We start from the raw sequence: 21259 nt of genomic DNA, 5'->3' as shown, positions 1-21259 counted from the left end.
CGGCGGCGGGGACGGAACCGCAGCCATGCTGCCGTTCCGTCCCCGCCGCGGTTCCGCTCCGCCGCCGTCCTGCGTCGCGGCCGTCCTAGCTCGGCGCGGACGTGGGCCGCGGCGCGCGCAGGTGGGCCCGCTCCGCCAGCTCCGCCTCGTCCACCAGCTCCAGCATCGGCTTGCCCGGCGCGCACATCATGGTCACCACGAACTCCGTCCGGGCGTCGCCGAGCGCATTGCCGTCCTGGTAGTGGATCACGTCGCCGCCCGGCTCCCAGAAGGTGCCGCCGGCCTCGACGACGCGCTCCGGCTCACCCTCCAGCTCGAACCGGACCGCCCCCTGGATCACGTACCCGAACGCCGGCCCCGAGTGCCGGTGCGGCGGCGTGCCCGGGTCCCCCGGCTCCCACGCCACGTGGATCGTCATCGCCGAGGCGCCCTCGGGAACGGTGATCGGTGAGGCGTCCTGGAGCATCCGGGCCGCCGTCGTCCAGCCGCCCGACGCCGCCCCCTGTCCGCCGCCGTCATGGCCGCCGGTCCCGTGCCCGTGCGCCGCGTGGTTCTCTGACACTGTCATCGTGCTGCACCTTTCGTCGATGTCGCACGGTTGACCACGTACCCCCGCCACCTGTGACAACCCGGGTGAAACGCGTGCAGAAGCATTGACACCAGTTCCCCGGTACGCGAGGAATGTCGCACACCTGCACGTGCTCGACCCCATCGCTGCCGTACCAGAGGGAGCCGTACATGTCACACCGGTCCAGAACGTCCATGCTCGTCCTAGCGGCCGTCACGGCGCTGGCGGCGGCAGTAGCGCCGGCGGCCGTCGCCGTCCCCCAGGCCCCGCCGGGCGCGGACAAGACCGATCCCCGCGACGCCCTGGCCCAGGACCTGGTGCCGGCCGAGACCACGCCGCAGCCCGGCGTCGAGCGGGACGCCGGCATCCAGAAGCTCGCGCTCGGGCGCGGCACCGCCGAGCGCACCTACCTGATCCGCCTGGCCGACGCCGCAGTGCCGAGCTACGACGGCGGCGTCGCCGGCCTGGAGGCCACGACCCCGCGGGCGGGCCGCACGCTCGATGCCTCGTCGGCCCGCGTCCGCGAGTACACCGAGTTCCTCGAGGCCGAGCAGGACGACTTCGTCACCCGCATGGAGCGCACCGTCGGGCACGACGTCGAGGTGCCGTTCACCTACCAGTACGCCGTCAACGGCATCTCCGCCGTCCTGACCCCGGCCGAGGCCGCGCAGGTCGCCAAGGACCCCGCCGTCGCGCACATCGCGCTCGACGAGGAGCGTGAGCTGCACACCGACGCAGGCCCCGCCTGGAGCAACGCGGACGCGCTGTGGAACGCCGTCGAGGAGCTGGGCCTGCCGGAGGACTACAAGGGCGAGGGTGTCGTGATCGGCACCATCGACACGGGCATCCACCCGGGCAGCCCCTCGTTCGCCGAGACCGGCGCCGACGGGTACACGCACACCAACCCGCTGGGCGCGGGCAACTACCTGGGCGTGTGCGACCCGGCCAACACCGACCAGTACGACCCCGACTTCCCCTGCAACGGCAAGCTGATCGGCGCCTACGGGTTCCTCAGCGCCACCGACCGCAGCGCGCTGGACGAGGACGGGCACGGCTCGCACACGGCCTCCACGTCGGGCGGCAACGTCGTGAACGACGTGACGCCGACGGCGCCGGAGGGCACCGACCCGCCGACGTTCGACGTCTCCGGCGTCGCCCCGCACGCGAACGTCATCAGCTACCGCGGCTGCTGCACCACCGCGGGCCTGACGGCGTCGATCGACCAGGCCATCGCCGACGGCGTGGACGTCATCAACTACTCGATCGGCTCCTCCTCGCCGTCGGACCTGTGGAACGACTTCGACGCGATCGGGTTCCTCAACGCGCGCGCCGCGGGCATCTTCGTGGCCACCTCCAACGGCAACGACGGCCCCGGGTTCGCGACCACCGGCTCCCCCGCCGACGCACCGTGGATCACCTCCGTGGGCGCCTCGACGCACAACCGGCACATGGTCAACACCCTGGGTGACCTGACCAGCAGCGCGGGCACCCTGCCCGACCTGGCCGGCAAGTCGCTGACCGGGCCGCTGCCCGCGACCGAGATCGTCGACGCGGCCACGGTGGGCGACCCGCAGTGCACAGCGACGACGGGCCACGAGGCCGAGTTCACCGACAAGATCGTGGTCTGCGCCCGCGGCGGCAACGGCCGTGTGGAGAAGTCGTCGAACGTCGCGGCCCAGGGCGCGGCGGGCTTCGTGCTCACCAACGACGAGCCCAACGGCGGCTCGCTGCTCGGTGACGCGTTCGCCGTGCCCGGCCTGGCCATCTCGTACGCGGACGGTCAGACCCTCCGGGCCTGGCTCGCCGAGGGCACCGGGCACACCGGCACGGTCTCCGGCACGGACTTCGTCATCGACGACGAGCGCGGCGACACCATGGCCAGCTTCTCGTCGCGCGGCCCGAACCGCGCCGTCGACACGATCGTCCCGTCCATCACGGCGCCCGGCGTCGACATCCTCGCCGCCCTCGGCGTGGCCGACGGCGCCTACGACCACGTCGAGTACGGCGTCATCTCCGGCACGTCGATGTCGAGCCCGCACGTCGCCGGTGCCGGCGCCCTGCTCACGCAGGCCCGCCCGGACTGGACCCCGGCGCAGCAGCAGTCGGCCCTCATGACCACGGCGCGCACGACCGTCAAGGACTTCGACGGCTCGCCCGCCACGCCGTACGAGCAGGGCAGCGGGCACATCGACATCGGGGCCGCCGTGCAGGCGGGCCTGCTGTTCGACGAGACGGCTGCCGACTACCTGGCGGCCGACCCGGAGGCAGGCGGCGACCCGAGCACGCTCAACCTGCCGTCCTTCGCCGACACCCAGTGCCTGGCCACCTGTTCCTGGGACCGCACGGCCGTCGCGCCTGCGTCGGCCCCGGCCGACGTCACGTGGACGCCGTCCGCGGTGTCCGACGACGGGCTGTCCCTGGACGTGACCCTCTCGACCGAGACCGTGTCGCCGGGCGACTCGCTCGGCATCTCCGTCACCGCCGACGTGACCGGCGCGCCGGAGGGCGAGACCCTGTTCGGCCGCATCACGCTCACCCCGAGCAGCGAGGACGTCCCGGCGGTCACGCTGCCGGTCGCCGTCGTCCCGTCCGGCGCGATCCTGCCCGACGAGATCGACATCACCACGCGCCGCGACACCGGCTCGCAGGCCGTGACCGGCCTGAAGTCCGTCGCGATCAGCGACTTCACCGGCTCCGTGCAGGGCCTGGTGAAGGCCGACCAGCACGAGGGCTCGCTCAGCCAGGACCCGACCAACACGGACGCGTTCGACGACCTGAGCCAGGTCGAGGTCACCACGCTGGAGGTGCCCGAGGGCGCGTCACGGCTGGTGGCCCAGATCACCGCGGCCGAGGCGCCGGACCTCGACATGTTCGTGGGCACCGGGGACACGCCGAGCGCGGCGACCCAGGTGTGCGCGTCCACGACGTCGTCCGCCGCCGAGCTGTGCGAGGTGCCCGACCCCGAGGCCGGCACCTGGTGGGTGGTGGTGCAGAACTGGAACGGCACCGAGAACCAGCCCGACGCCCACACGCTGGCGACCGCCGTGGTGCCGGGCGAGGACCTCGGCAACGCCGGGGTGGCCGGGCCGGAGGGCGAGGTGCCCGTGGGCGAGCCGTACGACGTGCGCGTGCACTGGGACCTGCCCGAGGCCGCCGAGGGCGACCTGTACTTCGGCACCGCGGTGCTCGGCACCTCGCCGGACAGCCCCGGTGACATCGGCTCGATCCCGGTCCGGCTCTCCCGCGTGGCGGACGACGTGACCAAGACGGCGTCGGTCGACGCGGCCGGCGTCGGTGACACCGTCGGGTACGACATCACCGTCCAGCCCAACGTGACGCCCGAGGACCTGACGTACACGATCACCGACACCGTGCCGGACGGCCTGACCGTCGACCCGGCGTCGGTGACCGGGGGCGGCGTGGTCGACGGGCAGACCATCACGTGGGAGGTCGACGTGCCGACGCAGGTGGGGGCCGTGGGCACCTACGAGGCGTCGACGCCGGCGGACGACCCGCAGTGCGCGGCGTGGGCCGGGTTCGTGGACCTCGGTGCCGCGGGCGTCGGGTTCAGCACGCTCGACGGCGACAGCGTGGCCGTCAACGCGTTCTCGAACATCGGCCCGTTCCCGCACTACTCGGAGCAGTCGCCCAACCTCACCGTCTCCGACGACGGCCTGATCACCATCGCCGGCGGTTACGCCGGTGAGCCGTGGACACCCCAGGAGCTGCCCAGCACGGCGACGCCGAACGGTGTCATCGCGCCGCTCTGGTCCGACCTGGAGCTGTCCCTGGCCAACGACCGCGGCGTGCGCCTGGCGACGTCCGGCGGCGAGGTGGCCGTGATCCAGTGGGACGACCCGTTCGAGTTCGGCGAGGACCCCGCGGACCTGTCGAACTCGGTGGGCACGTTCCAGGCCTGGATCTACAACTCGGTGGCCGACGACCGGCCCGAGATCACCTTCGAGTACGCCGACCTGGGCGCCCTGCCCGAGACGGCGACCGTCGGGATCGAGAACCTCGCGGGCACGCTCGGCACCGCCGTCGTGAACGCGGGCGACCCCTCCTCCGTGCTCACGGAGGGCGGCTCGATCTGCCTCGACTACGTGGGGCCGGCCGCTGACCCGGTCACCCTCTCGTACGAGACCACGGTGGACGCCGACGCGCTGAGTGGCACGTACACCAACTCGGCGGAGCACGTCACGTCGAACCCGTTCGACGAGCCCGCCGTGGCGTCGGCGGACGTCGAGGTGACCGGGGCCGCGGCCCCGGCGTGGGACCGCAAGACCGTCTACCGGGCCGGTGACGAGGTGTCGTACGACGGCGCCGTGTACGTGGCCCTGTGGTGGACCCGCGGTGACAAGCCGGGCAAGCCCTACGGCCCGTGGGCCGAGGTCGGGGCGGACGTCGTCTGCGGCGACGAGACGTACCAGGCCTGGACGAGCACCTGGGTCTACACGGGCGGCGAGACGGTGGCGCACGACGGCCACCTCTGGCAGGCCAAGTGGTGGACCCGTCACCAGGAGCCGGGCGCCACGCCGTGGGGCCCGTGGCGGGACCTGGGCGTCTGCTGAGGTAGAACCGCCTGACGTGTCAGGCCCTCAGGTCACCCGGGTGACCTGAGGGCCTGACACGTCCCGTCAGAAGCCGAACGTCAGCAGTCTCGGCACCTGGGTACCGTGACGCCCCGCGGCGTGCATCGCGCGCAGCACCGCCGCCTCGTGGGGCACCAGCGGCTCGGGCAGCGCGACGAACGGGAACCACGCCAGGTCGGCAGCCTTCTCCGGCTCCTGGATCGTGGGCGTCCCCGTCCACCGTGTGGCCTCGAACATGAAGTCGACGCGCTGCTCGATGGCGGGGCCGCCCGGCTCGCCGCGGTGGAGCACCGTCAGCGGCCGGACGTCCTCAGGCGCGACGATCACGCCGAGCTCCTCCGACGCCTCGCGGACGGCGGCGTCGACCGCAGACTCGCCCTCCTCGACGTGGCCCGCCGCGGCACACGCCCAGTACCCGTCGCGATAGCCCGTGCCCTGGCGGAGCTGGAGGAGCACCTGGCCCTCGCGCCGCAGGAAGAGGTAGGCCGCCGGCACCAGCGAGAATCGCTCGTGGTCGCCCGCACGATAGCGGTCGGTCGCGGCGGGCAGCCCTTCGGCCGGCCCGACAGGATCCGGCGGTCCGGCGGCAACCGCAGGTTCGGCCCCGGCGGCGGCCCGTCCGGGCGGAGCGTCCGTCACGACAGGCAGCCCTGGCCGAGCAGGGCCTTGAGGTCGCCGAACAACGCCGGCGACTTCTCGACCCGCAGCGTGTCGGCGGCGCGCACGATCGTCTTCTTGCCGGGCTCGGCCACGGCCACGTGCACCTCCGCGGACCCGGGGTGCGTGGCGAGCACCTCGCGCAGGCGCACCATCACCGGCTCCACCGCTCGGCTGTGCGGCACCGTGACGGCCAGCGGCGAGTCCGACCCGACTGTGATGTCGGGCAGCGCCACCTCCATGGCCTGCAACGACATCGACTCGTCGCGGCGGCGCACCTTGCCGCGCAGCACGACCACCTGGTCCTCGGCGAGCATCGTGGAGTACGCGAGGTAGGTCTCGCCGAAGAACATGACCTCGACGGCACCCTCCAGGTCCTCGACGGTCACGGCGGCCCACGGGTTGCCGTTCTTGCTCATCTTGCGCTGCACCGACGTGAGCAGGCCCGCCACGGTCACCACGGAGTTGTCCGGCCGGTGCTCGTCGGCCAGCAGCGAGGCGATCGACGTGTCCGCGGCGCGCTGCAGAACGTGCTCCAGGCCGGACAGCGGGTGGTCGCTCACGTACAGGCCGAGCATCTCGCGCTCGAACTGGAGCTTCTGCTTCTTCTCCCAGTCCGGCAGGTCCGGCACCTCGACGGAGAAGCCCATGCCCGGGTCGTCGTCCCCGCCGCCGAAGTCGGCGAACAGGTCGAACTGTCCCTCGGCCTCCTTGCGCTTCACGCTGATCACGGAGTCGACGGCCTGCTCGTGCACCACCAGCAGCGACCGCCGGGTGTGACCGAGCGAGTCGAAGGCGCCGGACTTGATGAGCGACTCGATGGTGCGCTTGTTGCAGACCGGCGCGGGCACCTTGTCCAGGAAGTCCTGGAACGAGGTGAAGGAGCCCTTCGCCTCACGGGCCTCCACGATGGCGTCCACGACGTTGCGCCCCACGTTCCGCACGCCAGTGAGCCCGAAGCGGATGTCGTTCCCCACAGCGGTGAACTTGGCCGAGGAGTCGTTGACGTCCGGCGGCAGCACCGTGATGCCCATGCGGCGGCACTCGTTGAGGTAGAGCGCCATCTTGTCCTTGTTGTCGCCCACCGACTGCAGCAGGCCCGCCATGTACTCGGCCGGGTAGTTGGCCTTGAGGTAGGCGGTCCAGTACGCGACGAGGCCGTAGCCCGCGGAGTGGGCCTTGTTGAAGGCGTAGCCGGCGAACGGGACCAGGGTGTCCCACACCGCCTTGATCGCGGCGTCGCTGTACCCCTTCTCGCGGGCGCCCTTCTCGAAGTTGACGAACTCCTTGGCCAGCACCTCGGGCTTCTTCTTGCCCATGGCGCGGCGCAGCAGGTCGGCCTGGCCGAGCGAGTAGCCGGCCATGATCTGCGCGGCGCGCTGCACCTGCTCCTGGTAGACGATCAGGCCGTAGGTCTCGTCCAGGATCTCCGCGAAGTCGTCCTTGACCTCCTCGTGGATCGCCTCGATCTGCTGCTGGCCGTTCTTGCGCAGCGCGTAGTTGATGTGCGAGTTCATGCCCATCGGCCCGGGCCGGTACAGGGCGATGACGGCGGAGACGTCCTCGAAGTTGTCGGGACGCATCTGCCGCAGCAGCGAGCGCATGGGCCCGCCGTCGAGCTGGAACACGCCGAGCGTGTTACCGCTCGCGAGCAGGTCGTAGGTCGCCTTGTCGTCGAGCGCCACGTTCTCGATGTCGACCGGGTCCTTGCCGTTCATCACGATGTTCTCGAGCGCGTCGTCGAGGATCGTGAGGTTGCGCAGACCCAGGAAGTCCATCTTGATCAGGCCGAGGCCCTCGGACGTCGGGTAGTCGAACTGCGTGATGATCGCGCCGTCCTGCGGGCGCTTCATGATCGGGATGATGTCGATCAGCGGCTCGCTGGACATGATGACGCCGGCGGCGTGCACGCCCCACTGCCGCTTCAGCCCCTCGATACCGAGCGCCAGCTCGACCACGCGCTGCGCCTCGGGGTCGGTGTCGTGCACCTGGCGGAACTCGCCGGCCTCCGGGTACCGGGGGTGCTTCGGGTCGAAGATGCCCGTCAGCGGGATGTCCTTGCCCATCACCGCGGGCGGCATCGCCTTGGTGAGCTTCTCCCCCATGGCGAAGGGGAAGCCCAGCAGCCGCGAGGAGTCCTTGATGGCCTGCTTGGCCTTGATGGTGCCGTAGGTGACGATCTGCGCCACACGGTCGTCGCCGTACTTCTCGGTGACGTACCTGATGGCCTCGCCGCGACGACGTTCGTCGAAGTCGACGTCGACGTCAGGCATGGAGACGCGCTCCGGGTTGAGGAACCGCTCGAAGATGAGCCCGTGCTCCAGCGGGTCGAGCTCGGTGATGCCCATAAGGTAGGCCACCATCGAACCGGCCGCGGAGCCTCGCCCCGGTCCGACGCGGATGCCCTGGGCCTTGGACCAGTTGATGAAGTCGGCGACCACGAGGAAGTACCCCGGGAAGCCCATCTGGATGATGACCTCGACCTCGTAGTCGGCCTGCTTGCGCACCGCGTCCGAGTAGCCGTTCGGGTACCGGCGCTGCAGGCCCGCCTCGACCTCCTTGACGAACCACGAGATCTCGTCCTCGCCGTCCGGCACCGGGAAGCGCGGCATGTAGTTGGCCGACGTGTCGAAGGAGACCTCGCACTGCTCGGCGATGAGCAGCGTGCTGTCGCACGCCTCGGGGAGCTCCTTGAAGATCCTGCGCATCTCGGCGGCCGACTTCACGTAGTAGCCCGTGCCGTCGAACTTGAAGCGGTTCGGGTCGTCCAGCGTGGAGCCGGAGTTGATCGCGAGCAGCGCCTCCTGGCTGGTCGCGTCCTCCTCGCGCACGTAGTGCAGGTCGTTGGTGGCCACCAGCCGGGCGCCGATGGTCTTGGCCAGCTCCAGGAGCTCCTTGGTGACCCGGGTCTCGATGTCGAGCCCGTGGTCCATCAGCTCGACGAAGTAGTTCTCCTTGCCGAAGATGTCCTGCAGCTCACCCGCCTGCCGGACCGCCTCGTCCCACTGTCCCAGCCGCAGGCGCGTCTGGATCTCGCCCGACGGGCACCCGGTGGTCGCGATGAGCCCCTCGGAGTACCGCTCCAGCAGCTCACGGTCCATCCGGGGCCACTTGCCCATCTGGCCCTCGAGCGAGGCCAGCGACGACGCCCGGAACAGGTTGTGCATGCCCGTGTTGTTCTTGCTCAGCAGCGTCATGTGCGTGTACGCACCGCGCGCCGACACGTCGTCCGACTCCTGCCCCGCCTCGCCGTAGCGCACGCGCGTCTGGTCGAACCGGCTGGTACCCGGCGTGACATAGGCCTCGACGCCGATGATCGGCTTGATGCCCGCCTTCTGCGCCTGCGCCCAGAACTCGTGCGCCCCGAACAGGTACCCGTGGTCGGTGGTCGCGATGGCGTGCTGACCCTGCCGCGCGACCTCCTCCATGAGATCGCCGATCCGGGCCGCGCCGTCCAGCATCGAGAACTCGGTGTGGACGTGGAGATGGACGAAGTCGTCGCTCGTGGAAGCGGTGGCGGTGGGCATGTCCACGATCTTAGGACGGCTCACCCACACGCCCGGGTCTCCTCGCACGGCGTTCCGCGATTCGCCCTGAGACGGATCGCACACACCGTCGGGGACCTACCGGTACGCGCCCCGCACGACCTCGAGCGCCGCCTCCAGATCGGCCGGATAGGCCGACTCCACCTCGACCCGGCGCCCGGTCACCGGGTGCTCGAAACCCAGCCGGTGCGCGTGGAGCCACTGCCGCGTCAGCCCCACCTTGGAGGCCAGCACGGGGTCGGCGCCGTACGTCAGATCGCCCACGAGCGGGTGCCGCAGCGCGGCGAAATGCACGCGGATCTGGTGGGTGCGTCCCGTCTCCAGGTGCACCTCCAGCAGCGACGCGGCCGGCAGCATCTCCAGGGTCTCGTAGTGCGTCACCGACGGCTTGCCGTCCGCGGTCACCGCGAACTTCCAGTCCGAGCTGGGATGCCGCCCGATCGGCGCGTCGATGGTCCCCGTCGTCGGGTCAGGATGGCCCTGGGCCAGCGCGTGGTAGACCTTGTCGACCGTGCGCTCCTTGAAGGCCCGCTTGAGCCCCGTGTAGGCGGCCTCCGACTTCGCCACGACCATGAGTCCGGACGTGCCGACGTCCAGCCGGTGCACGATCCCCTGCCGCTCCGCCGCGCCCGACGTGGAGACGCGGTAGCCCGCGGCGATCAGCGCCCCCACCACGGTGGGACCGGTCCAGCCCGGCGACGGGTGCGCCGCCACGCCGACCGGCTTGTCGATCACGACCAGGTCGTCGTCGTCGTACACGATGCCCATGCCGGGCACGGGCTCGGCCACCACCTCGACGGCCGGCCGTTCCTCCGGCACGTCCACATCGAGCCAGCCGCCGGGTACCACCCGGTCGGACTTGCCGACCACACGCCCGTCGAGACGCACCGCTCCGGACTCGGCGAGCTCCGCCGCCCGCGTCCGGGAGAAGCCGAGCATCCGGGCCAGCGCCGCGTCGACGCGGTCGCCGGCGAGCCCGTCCGGGACGGGCAGGGTCCGCACCGCCATCAGGCGGGGTCGCCCTGGGCGTCCTGCGACGCCGGCGTGCCGCCCGTCAGGGGCCGGCTCTCCGGGTCGCCCGCGTCCGGCACCGCGCCACCGCCCGGCGCCGCACCGCCGGACACCGCACCGCCGGACGCCGCACCGCCGGACGCCGCAGCGCCAGACACCACACCACCGGACACCGCAGCGTCCGGTGCAGCACCGTCCGGCGCCGCCGCGCCGTCCGGACGCTCGTCCGTGTGCCGCCGACCGTCCAGGCCGATGCCGCGCAGCGAGAGCAGCGCGATCAGCACCGCGGCCGTGACGACGGCGATGTCGGCCACGTTCCCCACGAAGAAGCCCGCGTAGTCGATGAAGTCCACCACGTGACCGCGCGCGAACCCGGGCTCCCGGGCCAGGCGGTCCACCAGGTTGCCGACGGCCCCGCCGAGCAGCAGCCCGAGTGCCGCGGCCCAGCCGCGCGACCCGAGGCGCCCGATCGCCCGCACGATGAACACCACGACGACCGTCACGACGATGGTCAGGATCCAGGTGTAGCCGGAGGCGATCGACAGCGCGGCGCCGGGGTTGTAGATCAGCCGGATGCCGAGCAGGTCGCCCACCACCGGGATGGTGGGCGCGTTGGGGACCAGGGCCGACTCGGCCCACCACTTGGTGAGCTGGTCCGCGGCCAGGACGAAGGCCGCCAGCACGACGGTCCAGACCACGAGCGCGCGGCTGCCCGACGACGAGGGGGCCGCGGGCCGGGTCGCGTCGCCGGCGACGGCGGAGTGTTCAGCGGGAGTAGACATCCCCCAAAGTCTCCCACGCCGTACGTCCGTCGCCGGACACGGCACGAGAGGAGTCCGGCACGGGCCGGCGGACGGCAGGCACCACCACGAGTGGCAGACAACCGATATGCCGTCCATGACGGAATTGACGCACCGGGAATGGCAGCCGGGAAAGCAACGAGGCCCTTCCCCGGATATCCGGGAAAGGGCCTCGCGTGGTGCAGTACTACCGTCGCGTCACCGCACGACGGGAGCGAATGGGCCTGTCAATCAGTTGCAGGCCGCGTAGCTGGTGAGGTTACCCGTGTTGAACAGGTTCAGCGGGCCGTCCCAGTGCCACGGCGCGACGCACCAGTTGTTCAGCACGTTGACCGAACCGTCGCCACCGAGCTCCGTCTCACCGTCGTTGCAGGCCTGGTAGTCGGTCACGTTGGCGGTGCTGCCGACGTTGCCCGGACCCTCCCAGTACCAGGGAGCGACGCACACGTCGTTCAGCGCGTTGAAGCTGCCGTCGCTCTCGATCTCGACGACGTCGCCCACCGTGGCGACCTCCTCGGGGACCATCGCACCGTCGACGCCCACCGGGGCCTCGGTGGTGCCGTAGCCCTCGAGCACGTCGAGGGCGCCGTCGACGCCGACCACGCCCAGCGGGTTCGTGGTGCCGAGCACGTCCGCCGCCTGGGCGGCCGCGTCCGTCGCGCTGCCGGTGGCGGGTGCGCTGATCAGCTCGGGCGCGTCGCCCTGCACCATCGCGCTCGCACCCGTTGCCGCGGCGACGACCAGACCGGCCGACATGACCACGGCTGCCCCTGCACGGCAGGTTGCACGGATTCCTCGGATCATTGTGTTTCCCCCTCGAATAGCTCCGTCGGAAAAGCGATGAAACACACGCGTGTGATTCACCTCGACGAGCATCCGGTGAGAAATTCACCCTGTCAATCGGAACGTGACGGCGGGCACACAACCCGAAAAGCGACATTCCAGGACCGATTCCCACGGCAATGCACCAGGAATACCCGTAACCCAGACATCACAGCGTTGATATCGAGTTCGGAATTCGGTGCCCGCGAGGTCCGTCAGGCGCCCCGGCGCTCCTCGCGAGCCTTCGCCTCGACCGACAGCGTGGCCCGAGGGAACGCCTGGAGCCGCGCCTTGCCGATCGGCAGGTCGGTGAGCTCGCACGTCGCGTAGGTGCCCTTGCGGATGCGGTCCAGGGCGTGGTTCGTCTGCGCCAGCAGGTCACGCATGTTGTTCACCAGCGTGAGCTCCTGCTCGCGCTCCAGCGCGCTGGAGCCGTAGTCGGCCTGGTCGTCACCGGCGCCGTCGCCGGAGTTGCGCAGGAGGTCCGACAGCTCGCGGTCGGCCACGTGCAGCTCGCGCTCGAGCCGCTCCTTGTCCTCCAGGAGCAGTGCGGCCAGCTCCTCGGCCTCGCGCAAGGTCCAGGGTTCTTCACCGTCGCGGACGGGAAACTTCTTCACGTCGCGCGCCAGGTTCGGGAACTCCTGCTTGATCGCCGCTCGCGTCGCAGTCGAGATCTTGGTCATGGGTTCCCCTTCGCGGTCGCCCCCGGTGGTCAAGTCCACGAAGCGTAAGCACAAGCGGCCGGACGCACAACGGGGCACGCCGATGTGGCGTGCCCCCATCATGGGTGTGTCCGGCGTGTCGCGCGCGGCGACCGGACGGCGAGGTGGGGACGCCGGCCGCCGCGCGCGCCGTCAGATGCCCTGAGCCATCTCGGCCGGGCGGCCCGACTGCTGGTTGTTGCGCGGCGGCAGGGCCGAACCACGGGCGTCGAGATCGCCGAGCAGGTTCTGCAGGAAGCTCTTCAGACGCGTGCGGTAGTCCCGCTCGAACAGACGCAGCTCGTCGATCTTGCGCTCCAGCAGCGAGCGCTCCTGCTCGAGCTGGGAGAGCGTGCGGTGCGAGGTCTCCTCGGCGTCGCGCACGATGCGGGCGCCCTCGGTCTTCGCCTCGGAGATGAGCCGGTCGCCCTCCTCCTGGCCGGAGCGCACGTAGTCGTCGTGCAGCTTCTGCGCGAGCTGGAGCATGCCCGTGGCGGACTCCGGCTCGGGGCCACCCGGCTTGCCACCGGCGGGGCCGGGCTGCATCACGGGAGCGGCAACGGGCGCAGCCTGCGCACGGGCAGGCGCGGCGGCCTCGTTGCGCGACAGCTCCGCGATGCGGCGCTCGGCGGCGGCGACCTTCTGCCGGAGGCCCTCGTTCTCCTCCTGGACGTTGGTCAGGGTCCGCACGACCTCGTCCAGGAAGTCGTCGACCTCCTCGACGTCGTAGCCCTCGCGGAACTTCGTCGCCGAGAACTTCTTGTTGAGGATGTCCTCTGCAGTCAGCAGTGCCATCGTGTCACCTCGAAAGTTAGAACGTAGGAACGCAGGACTCGGACGTCGGCGCTGCCCAGCCGCGCGCCCTCCGCCGCAACCCACGGTAGCGGACGGTAGGGGCGCCGCACACCGGGAGCACCCCCAGGCACGATTTCCTCACAGAGTGTGCCGCCTCACCCCAGGCCAGATCCATGCATCGGTCAATGTTCTCGCGGCCTGCCCCGCACACGCGTGAACCGGCCCGCCGGGAACCGGCACATCTCCACCACTTTTCCGGCGGTGTCGTAGCAGGCGTCAGACCATTCTGGCCCATGACCCGACCAGCGACGAGAGCAGCGACGCGCCGAAGAACAGGACGATGAAGGCCAGGTCGAGCTGGACCTGCCCCAGCCGGAGCGGCGGGATCAGCCGCCGCAGGAACCGCAGCGGCGGGTCGGTCACCGTGTAGACCGCCTCCGCGACCACGAGCAGAACACCACGCGGCCGCCAGTCCCGGGCAAAGAACTGGACCCAGTCGAAGATGAGCCGGCCGATGAGGAACAGGATGAACAGCCACAGCAGGAAACCGATGAACTGCAGGATCAGAGTCACAAGGCACAACCTAACGTGTTCGGACCCCGGATCACATGAGCCATCACGAACGAGCTCCGGACAGACGTGAGCGGAGGGCGTCCGCCGCAGCGACCGCCCTCCGCCCAGGTCTCGTGGTGACGGGGATCAGCTCTGGTTGTAGAACCCGCCGCGCCCGTTCGGCTTGTCCGGCGCCACCTGCTCCTCGGCCGCGATCTCCACGTGCTCGGGCGAGAGCAGGAAGACCTTGTTGGTCACCCGCTCGATCGAGCCGTGCAGACCGAAGATGAGCCCGGCGGAGAAGTCGACCAGGCGCTTCGCGTCGGCGTCGTCCATGTCGGAGAGGTTCATGATGACGGGAGTCCCGGCGCGGAAGGCCTCGCCGATGCTCCGTGCGTCGTTGTACGACCGGGGGTGCACCGTCGTGATGCGGCGCAGCTCGGAGGAGGACAGGGCCTCACGCGGCACACCGTCGCGGTGCAGCGGTGTGACCTGTGCGTGCCGGTGGTCCTCCACGTTCTCCTCCAGGCCCTCGTCGTACTCGTCGAGGTACTCCGGCTCGCCCTGATCGTCGGCGAGGCCCAGATACAGCATGGTCTTGCGAAGCGCTCCGGCCATCGCTCTTTCTCCGTTCGTCGCCTGCTGTGCGTCCTTCTGTCGGTCCAGCTGGCCCGTCCAACAGGTCCGGCCTTGACCCCTCGTCGGGGTTGCCTTGACAAAAGTAGCCCGGCGCAATCCGACCCGGAAGTGCGACACGCCGTGCCACGAACAACTTTGCCAAAGTTGTTCAGCGATTGCGCGCTAAAAACGACATCAGTGTGATTTCGCAGGTCAGGAGCGTTCCGTCGGCGTGTCGCGGGGTGCCGGAAGCGGCGGGAAGGCCGTCAAATGAGCGCGATGATGCCAGCCTGGCGGCCTGTTGTGGTAGCGGTCGCGGACGCTCGCCGGTGCGAGAACAGGGCCTGGTCCTCCAGCGTGCAGCGGGGCACCCGTGTGGCCACGACGCCCCGCGCCGCGAGCTGCGCGACCACCCCGGCGGGCAGGTCCAGACCAGGCGTGCCGGCGCTCGTCGTGGCGAACGTCGCCGGGACCGCCGCCGCCACCTCGTCGCGCATCGCCTCGGGCACCTCGTAGCACCGCCCGCACACCGCCGGCCCGACGGCGGCGCGCACGCGCGCGGGGTCGGCGCCGCGCGCGACCAGCGCGTCGAGGGCCCGGTGCACCACTCCGGCCAGCACGCCCTGGCGCCCCGCGTGCGCCACCCCGACCACCCGCGCCTCCGGGTCCGCCAGCAGCACGGGCACGCAGTCCGCGACCAGGACGCCGAGCCCCAGCCCGGGTTCGGCGGTGACCAGGGCGTCGCCCTCCCCCGCCGTCGACGGCGGGACGGGCGCCGCCCACTGCTCGCGCTCGGCGGCACCGAGCGCGAGCACCACGTCGCCGTGCACCTGCGTCGCGAACGCCACCGGCGCGCCGAGCCGCGCGGCGACCCGCGACCGGTTGGCAGCGACCCGCGCGGCGTCGTCGGACACGTTCAGGCCCAGGTTGAGGCCGCCGCCGTCCGACGTCGACCACGGGGACGGCGACACGCCGCCCGCCCCCGACGTGAAGAAGGCGTGCACCCCGTCGCCGAGGTCGACGGGGTGCACGCCTTCGAGGGTCCGGGTGTCGCTCACGGGTGCGAGCGTACCGGGCCGATCACCTGAGGCCGGTCACTTGAGGAAGTCGGGGACGTCCAGGTCCTCGGGCGTCCGGCGCGGGTTCTCGTCGTACAGCGGCGGCACCTCCACGCGGTCGCCCTGCTCGCGCCCGACCTCCTGACGGTTGAACGAGCCCTGCACCACGACGGCCGGCTCGTCCAGCGTGCGCGGCACGTCGTCCGTCCCCTCGTCGTCGATCACGCGCGGCAGCGTCGAGACGGGCGACGGCTGGTGGGTGGGCGGGACCGACGGCGGCATGCCGTTGACGCCCGGCTGCTCGGGGGCACGGCGGGCCGCGTCCGACACGTCGGGCAGCGGCACCGGCGCCGTGGCCGGGCTGCGCGTGCCCGCACCCGTCACCTGGCCGAGCGCACGGCTGTCCTTGCGCTCCTTGGGCAGGCCGCCGTCGAAGCCCGCGGCGATGACGGTGACCCGCACCTCGTCGCCCAGGGCGTCGTCGATGACCGTACCGAAGATGATGTTCGCCTCCGGGTGCGCGGCCTCCTGCACCAGGCGCGCGGCCTCGTGCACCTCGAACAGGCCGAGGTCGCTGCCGCCCTGGATCGAGAGCAGCACGCCGTGGGCGCCGTCGATCGACGCCTCCAGGAGCGGCGAGGAGATCGCCAGCTCGGCGGCCTGCACCGCGCGGTCCTCGCCGCGGGCGGAGCCGATGCCCATGAGCGCGGAGCCCGCGCCCTGCATGACCGACTTCACGTCCGCGAAGTCCAGGTTGATCAGGCCGGGCGTGGTGATGAGGTCGGTGATGCCCTGCACACCGGAGTGCAGCACCTGGTCCGCCGAGTGGAAGGCCGCGATCGCGGACACGTTCCGGTCCGACATCGACAGCAGCCGGTCGTTCGGGATCACGATCAGCGTGTCGACCTCGTCGCGGAGGTTCTCGATGCCGCTCTCGGCCTGCACCGCGCGGCGCCGGCCCTCGAACGTGAACGGGCGGGTGACCACCCCGACGGTCAGCGCGCCGAGGGAGCGCGCGATCCGCGCCACGACCGGGGCGCCGCCCGTACCGGTGCCACCGCCCTCGCCCGCGGTGACGAAGACCATGTCGGCGCCGCGCAGGACGTCCTCGATCTCCTCGGCGTGGTCCTCGGCGGCCTTCTTGCCGACCTCGGGGTCCGCGCCGGCGCCGAGGCCGCGCGTGAGCTCCCGGCCGACGTCGAGCTTGACGTCGGCGTCGGACATCAGGAGGGCCTGTGCGTCGGTGTTGATCGCGATGAACTCGACGCCCTTGAGGCCGACCTCGATCATGCGGTTGACGGCGTTCACACCACCGCCGCCGATGCCGACCACCTTGATCACTGCCAGGTAGTTCTGCGGAGTTGCCACGTCGTCGCCTTTCGATTCGGGTCCCGAGTCCCGACTCTCGTCCCTCCCAAAGTCTCAGGTTGAGGTAGAGGGTTAGAGTTATGTCAGGTTGCTGCTGAGTTCGACGGTAGGTGTGCCGTCGAGGTGTGTCGAAGACATCGTCGCGCGTGTCGCGCACCGATGCACGCAGCAAATCACATGCGTGTCATTTCTGCTGCCGACGACGCGGCCCGCGACGGCACCGCTCCGACCTGCGACGATCTGGATCGGACGGGATCGGACGGGATCGGAACACGATCTGTCGGGATCGGTCGGGATCTGTCGCGATCAGTCGGGCGCCGCGCGGTCAGTTCGTGACCGGCAGCGCCGGGGACGACACGTCGATCGTGGTCGCCGACGGCTCGGCGCGCAGCAGCGCCTGCGCCACCCGTATCTTGAGCTCGACCTGGTCGCCGCTCCCCCACCGGATCACCCGGCCGTCGGACAGCGTGGTCCGCACGTCGTCCTGCGTCGCGGCGCTCACCGTGCTGATGTCCGCGGCCAGCTTCGGCGGCAGGGCACCGAGGACCGCCAGGGCGGCGTCCATGGCCCGGTGGCCGGCCTCGCCGTCCGACAGGGAGACGGCGATGGACGGCAGCCCGTCCGGGACCTCCTTCACCGTCGCCACCTGCACGCCCTCGGCGTCCATCAGGGCGTGGAGGCCACCCTGCTGGGGCACGGCCGCCACCGGCTCGCGGGACGTGAGGGTCACCGCCAGCCCGTCCGGCCAGACCCGCTCGATCTGCACGTTCTTGACGGCGTTCATCGCGAGGATCTCCTCGCGCAGGCCCACCGTGTCGATCCGCGGCAGCGGTACGCCCGCCCGCCCGGTCACGGCGTCGCGCACCTGCCCGACGTCGATCGTGGTGCCCTGGCCCGTCACCCGCACCTGCTCCGGGTCGAGGGCGAGCAGCGGCGAGAAGAAGGCGGCCCACACCAGCCCGGCCAGCGCCGCGACCGACGCGATGCTCCACCCGAGCCGGCGCAGGAACCGGTGCCGGGCCATCGCCGTGCGTTCGGCGAGCCGGTCGGCGAGCCGGTCGGAGACCACGTCGTCCCGCCCGCCCGGGAAGGCGGCGGGCCGGACCGCGCCGTCCGCCGGCTCCGCGGCCAGATCGTTCCCGGCCCGGCCCGGGAACCGGAGGGTGCCGGCGTCACCACGTCGCGACCCGGCGGCGCGCCCGGGTGCCTCCTGCGCCGGGAGCTCCGGGGACGGGCGGCGCTCGTCCGCCCGCCCCCTGCCGGTCCGGCGCGGCTCGGGACCGCGCTCCGCCGGGTGCTCCTCGTCCGTGCCCCGTTCCGCGGGACCCGCACCTGCCGGGCCCCGGGCCGCCGCGACCCGGGCCGCCGGGCCCTGTGCTGCTGAGGCCTCGGCTCCCGGGCGCGGCCGTGCCGTGCCCGACGCGCGAGGGCGCGCGGGCGGTCGCATCAGTCCTCGCCCAGCCCCGTGGCCGAACCCGTGGCCACCCGGCCGTTCAGCCGGGCCAGGACGGCGGGGCCGAGCTGGGTCACGTCACCGGCGCCGACCGTGAGCACCACGTCGCCCGGCCGGGCGAGGTCGGCGACGGCGTGCGCGGCGTCGAGGCGGTCCGGCACCGCGTAGGCGGAGCCGTGCTCGGTCATGAGGTCCACGATCGTGCCCGGCGTCACCGACGGGTCGCGCTCCTCGCGGGCCCCGTAGATGTCCGTGACCACCACCTCGTCGGCCGCGGCCAGCTCGTGGGCGAAGCTCTCGGCGAAGATCCGGGTGCGGGAGTACAGGTGCGGCTGGAACAGGACCAGCACGCGACCGCCGTCGGCGATCTCGCGGGCCGCCGTCAGGACCGCCCGGATCTCCGTGGGGTGGTGGGCGTAGTCGTCGATGACGCGCACGCCGTCGGCCGTGCCCTTCTCCTCGAAGCGCCGGCCGGTGCCGGCGAACGCCTCGACGCCCGCGACGGCGCGGGCCGGATCCACGCCCAGCTTCACCGCGGCGATCACGGCGGCGGTCGCGTTGAGCACGTTGTGCTTGCCGGGCACCGACAGCCGCATGGGGATGCCGGGCACGTCGCCCGACACGCCCGCGCCGTCGGCCACCTGCTCGTTGGTGCCGAGCACGTCGCCGCGCAGCACCGCCGTCGTGCCCTCGGACGTGGTCGAGATGTCCGTGACGCGGACGCGGGCCGTGGCGTTCGTGCCGTACGTGATGACGTGCCCGCCGGTGGCGCAGATGGTGGCGCCCACCGAGAGCGAACCCTCGTCGTCGGCGCAGGCGATGAGCCAGCCCTCGGGGACCAGGCGGCGCGCGAACCGGATGAACGCGCCGTTGAACGCCTCCGGGGTGCCGTAGTGGTCCAGGTGGTCGGCCTCGACGTTGGTCACCACCGCGATGGTGGGCGTGTAGTTCAGGAACGAGCCGTCCGACTCGTCGGCCTCGGCCACGAGCACGTCGGAGGAACCCAGGTGACCGCCCGGCGTCGCGCCGTCCGCGGTACGCACGGTGCTGCCGATGGCGTACGAGGGGTCCAGCCCCACCTCGCGCAGGATGGTGGCGATCATGGCCGACGTCGTCGTCTTGCCGTGCGCGCCGGCCACGGCCACGCCGCGCGACCCCTCCATGAGGGCCGCCAGGGCCTGGGAGCGGTGCAGCACGTTCAGCCGCCGGGCGCGGGCCGCGGCGAGCTCCGGGTTGTCCTCGTGCACGGCGCTGGAGATCACCACGGAGTCGACGCCCGCCAGGTGCGCCGGGTCGTGGCCCACCCAGACCTGGACGCCCTCGGCGCGCAGGGCCTCCAGCGTGTCCGACTCGGCGGCGTCGGAGCCCTGCACGGGCACCCCGCGTCCGGCGAGCAGGCGGGCCACGACGGACATGCCCGCCCCGCCGATGCCGATCATGTGGACGCGTCCGAGCCGGGCGACCTGATCCGTCGTCTGATCCGTGACCGTGGTGCTCATGACCTGACCTCCGTGGTGTCGGTACCTGCTGACCGTACGGCTTGCTCGACGAGATCGACGACACGAGCGGCGCCGTCGGTGGTGCCGGCCGACCGGGCGGCCTTGGCCATGACACCGAGCCGCTCGCGGTCCGCGAGCAGCGTGGGAACGTTCCGGGACACCCAGGCGGGCGTCAGGTCCGCGTCGTCCACCAGCACGCCGCCGCCCGCCTCCACCAGCGGGAGCGCGTTGAGCCGCTGCTCGCCGTTGCCGATGGGCAGCGGCACGTAGACGGCGGGGATGCCGAGCGCGGCGTGCTCGGCCACGGAGCCCGCGCCCGAGCGGCAGACCACCAGGTCGGCCACGGCGTAGGCGAGCTCCATCTGCTCGAGGTACTCGCGGACCTGGTAGCGCTCGGGCCCGATGCCGGCGGCCGCCAGCGTCTCGCGCACCTCGTCGGCCTTGCCGCGGCCGGTGAGGTGCAGCACCTGCGCGCCGGTGGCCAGCACCTCGGCCGCGGCACCCGAGACGGCACGGTTCACGTTCAGCGCGCCCGACGAGCCCCCGGTGACGACGAGGGTGGGCAGCGCCGGGTCGAGGCCCAGCTCGGCGGCCGCCCGGGTGCGCACGCCCGCGGCGTCGGCCTCGCGCTCCTGCACGAGGGCCGCGATGGCCTGACGCAGCGGCAGGCCCGTCAGGACGCCGCCGCGCAGCGGCGTACCGGGGAAGGTGAGGCCGACGCGGGCCGCCCACCGCGCACCGAGCTTGTTGGCCAGGCCCGGCCGGGCGTTCTGCTCGTGGATCACGATCGGCACGTCCTTGCGCCGCGCGGCGAGATAGGCCGGGGTGGCGACGTACCCGCCGAACCCGATGACGGCCTGGGCGCCGATCTCGTCGATCGCGTCCTCGGCCGCCCGCACCGCGGAGGCCAGCCGGCCCGGCAGCCGCAGCAGGTCCGCGCTGGGGCGGCGGGGCATGGGCACGCGCGGGATCGGCCGCAGCTCGTAACCACGCGCGGGCACGAGGTCGGCCTCCAGGCCGGTCGTGGTCCCGAGCGCGAGCACGCGCGCGCCGGGCTCCCGGCGCCGCACCTCGTCGGCCACCGCGAGCAGGGGGTTCACGTGTCCTGCGGTACCGCCGCCAGCGAGTACCACCGACACCACTGCTGAGCTCATCATCACCTTCTCGTCGTCGCCCGGACGTACCGTCCGGGCGGTTCGGCGGCGGCCGCCGGGCAGAAT

16 protein-coding genes are annotated in these 21259 nt (G+C 71.8%); 1 reads left to right on the top strand and 15 read right to left on the bottom strand.

What is annotated here, in order from left to right; all coding sequences use genetic code 11:
• Positions 1 to 85 precede the first annotated feature (85 nt).
• Positions 86 to 568, bottom strand: a complete 483-nt coding sequence (locus ACIG47_RS18300; protein ID WP_397432444.1) for a cupin domain-containing protein — start codon at positions 566 to 568, stop codon at positions 86 to 88.
• A 194-nt stretch (positions 569 to 762) separates the two neighbouring features.
• On the opposite strand from ACIG47_RS18300, the gene ACIG47_RS18295 reads away from it, so the two are divergent.
• Positions 763 to 5139 (top strand): S8 family serine peptidase, encoded by a 4377-nt coding sequence (locus ACIG47_RS18295; RefSeq protein ID WP_397432443.1) that lies wholly within the window; start codon positions 763 to 765, stop codon positions 5137 to 5139.
• A 66-nt stretch (positions 5140 to 5205) separates the two neighbouring features.
• On the opposite strand, the gene ACIG47_RS18290 is transcribed toward ACIG47_RS18295, so the two are convergent.
• The 14 genes from ACIG47_RS18290 to murG form a co-directional block, all read right to left on the bottom strand.
• Positions 5206 to 5799 (bottom strand): NUDIX domain-containing protein, encoded by a 594-nt coding sequence (locus ACIG47_RS18290; protein WP_397432442.1) that lies wholly within the window; start codon positions 5797 to 5799, stop codon positions 5206 to 5208.
• A complete protein-coding gene (dnaE, locus tag ACIG47_RS18285; protein WP_397432440.1) occupies positions 5796 to 9344 on the bottom strand; it encodes a DNA polymerase III subunit alpha in 3549 nt (1182 codons plus the stop codon). Before dnaE ends, ACIG47_RS18290 begins: the two co-directional genes overlap by 4 nt.
• A gap of 96 nt (positions 9345 to 9440) precedes the next feature.
• A complete protein-coding gene (locus ACIG47_RS18280; protein WP_397432439.1) occupies positions 9441 to 10370 on the bottom strand; it encodes an RluA family pseudouridine synthase in 930 nt (309 codons plus the stop codon).
• Positions 10370 to 11155, bottom strand: coding sequence for a signal peptidase II (locus tag ACIG47_RS18275; protein ID WP_397432437.1), 786 nt, complete (start codon positions 11153 to 11155; stop codon positions 10370 to 10372). The genes ACIG47_RS18280 and ACIG47_RS18275 overlap by 1 nt, the downstream gene beginning before the upstream one ends.
• A gap of 249 nt (positions 11156 to 11404) precedes the next feature.
• The gene (locus ACIG47_RS18270; RefSeq protein ID WP_397432435.1) at positions 11405 to 11935 is read right to left on the bottom strand and encodes a hypothetical protein; all 531 of its coding nucleotides are present in this window, start codon (positions 11933 to 11935) and stop codon (positions 11405 to 11407) included.
• Positions 11936 to 12210: 275 nt separating this feature from the next.
• On the bottom strand, positions 12211 to 12678 hold the full coding sequence (locus ACIG47_RS18265) for a TraR/DksA family transcriptional regulator (protein ID WP_397432433.1): 468 nt from the start codon (positions 12676 to 12678) through the stop codon (positions 12211 to 12213).
• 171 nt (positions 12679 to 12849) lie between these two features.
• Positions 12850 to 13491, bottom strand: a complete 642-nt coding sequence (locus ACIG47_RS18260) for a DivIVA domain-containing protein (RefSeq protein ID WP_397432432.1) — start codon at positions 13489 to 13491, stop codon at positions 12850 to 12852.
• Positions 13492 to 13767: 276 nt separating this feature from the next.
• On the bottom strand, positions 13768 to 14064 hold the full coding sequence (locus ACIG47_RS18255) for a YggT family protein (RefSeq protein WP_397412780.1): 297 nt from the start codon (positions 14062 to 14064) through the stop codon (positions 13768 to 13770).
• A 126-nt stretch (positions 14065 to 14190) separates the two neighbouring features.
• Positions 14191 to 14661 carry a cell division protein SepF gene (locus ACIG47_RS18250; protein WP_397412782.1) on the bottom strand — a complete coding sequence of 157 codons (471 nt, stop codon included), beginning with the start codon at positions 14659 to 14661 and terminating at the stop codon, positions 14191 to 14193.
• Positions 14662 to 14927: 266 nt separating this feature from the next.
• Positions 14928 to 15719 carry a peptidoglycan editing factor PgeF gene (pgeF, locus tag ACIG47_RS18245; protein ID WP_397432431.1) on the bottom strand — a complete coding sequence of 264 codons (792 nt, stop codon included), beginning with the start codon at positions 15717 to 15719 and terminating at the stop codon, positions 14928 to 14930.
• Positions 15720 to 15755: 36 nt separating this feature from the next.
• The gene (ftsZ, locus tag ACIG47_RS18240) at positions 15756 to 17087 is read right to left on the bottom strand and encodes a cell division protein FtsZ (protein WP_397412786.1); all 1332 of its coding nucleotides are present in this window, start codon (positions 17085 to 17087) and stop codon (positions 15756 to 15758) included.
• 325 nt (positions 17088 to 17412) lie between these two features.
• Entirely contained in the window at positions 17413 to 18534 is a 1122-nt protein-coding gene (locus tag ACIG47_RS18235; RefSeq protein WP_397432429.1) for a cell division protein FtsQ/DivIB, read from the bottom strand.
• On the bottom strand, positions 18534 to 20039 hold the full coding sequence (gene murC, locus ACIG47_RS18230) for a UDP-N-acetylmuramate--L-alanine ligase (RefSeq protein ID WP_397412790.1): 1506 nt from the start codon (positions 20037 to 20039) through the stop codon (positions 18534 to 18536). Before murC ends, ACIG47_RS18235 begins: the two co-directional genes overlap by 1 nt.
• The gene (murG, locus tag ACIG47_RS18225) at positions 20036 to 21196 is read right to left on the bottom strand and encodes an undecaprenyldiphospho-muramoylpentapeptide beta-N-acetylglucosaminyltransferase (RefSeq protein WP_397432427.1); all 1161 of its coding nucleotides are present in this window, start codon (positions 21194 to 21196) and stop codon (positions 20036 to 20038) included. The genes murC and murG overlap by 4 nt, the downstream gene beginning before the upstream one ends.
• Between the last annotated feature and the right edge of the window lie 63 nt (positions 21197 to 21259).

This window comes from Promicromonospora sp. NPDC052451 (genome assembly GCF_044547525.1).
Lineage (GTDB): Bacteria > Actinomycetota > Actinomycetes > Actinomycetales > Cellulomonadaceae > Promicromonospora.
This window is presented reverse-complemented; position numbering and strand designations above follow the sequence as displayed.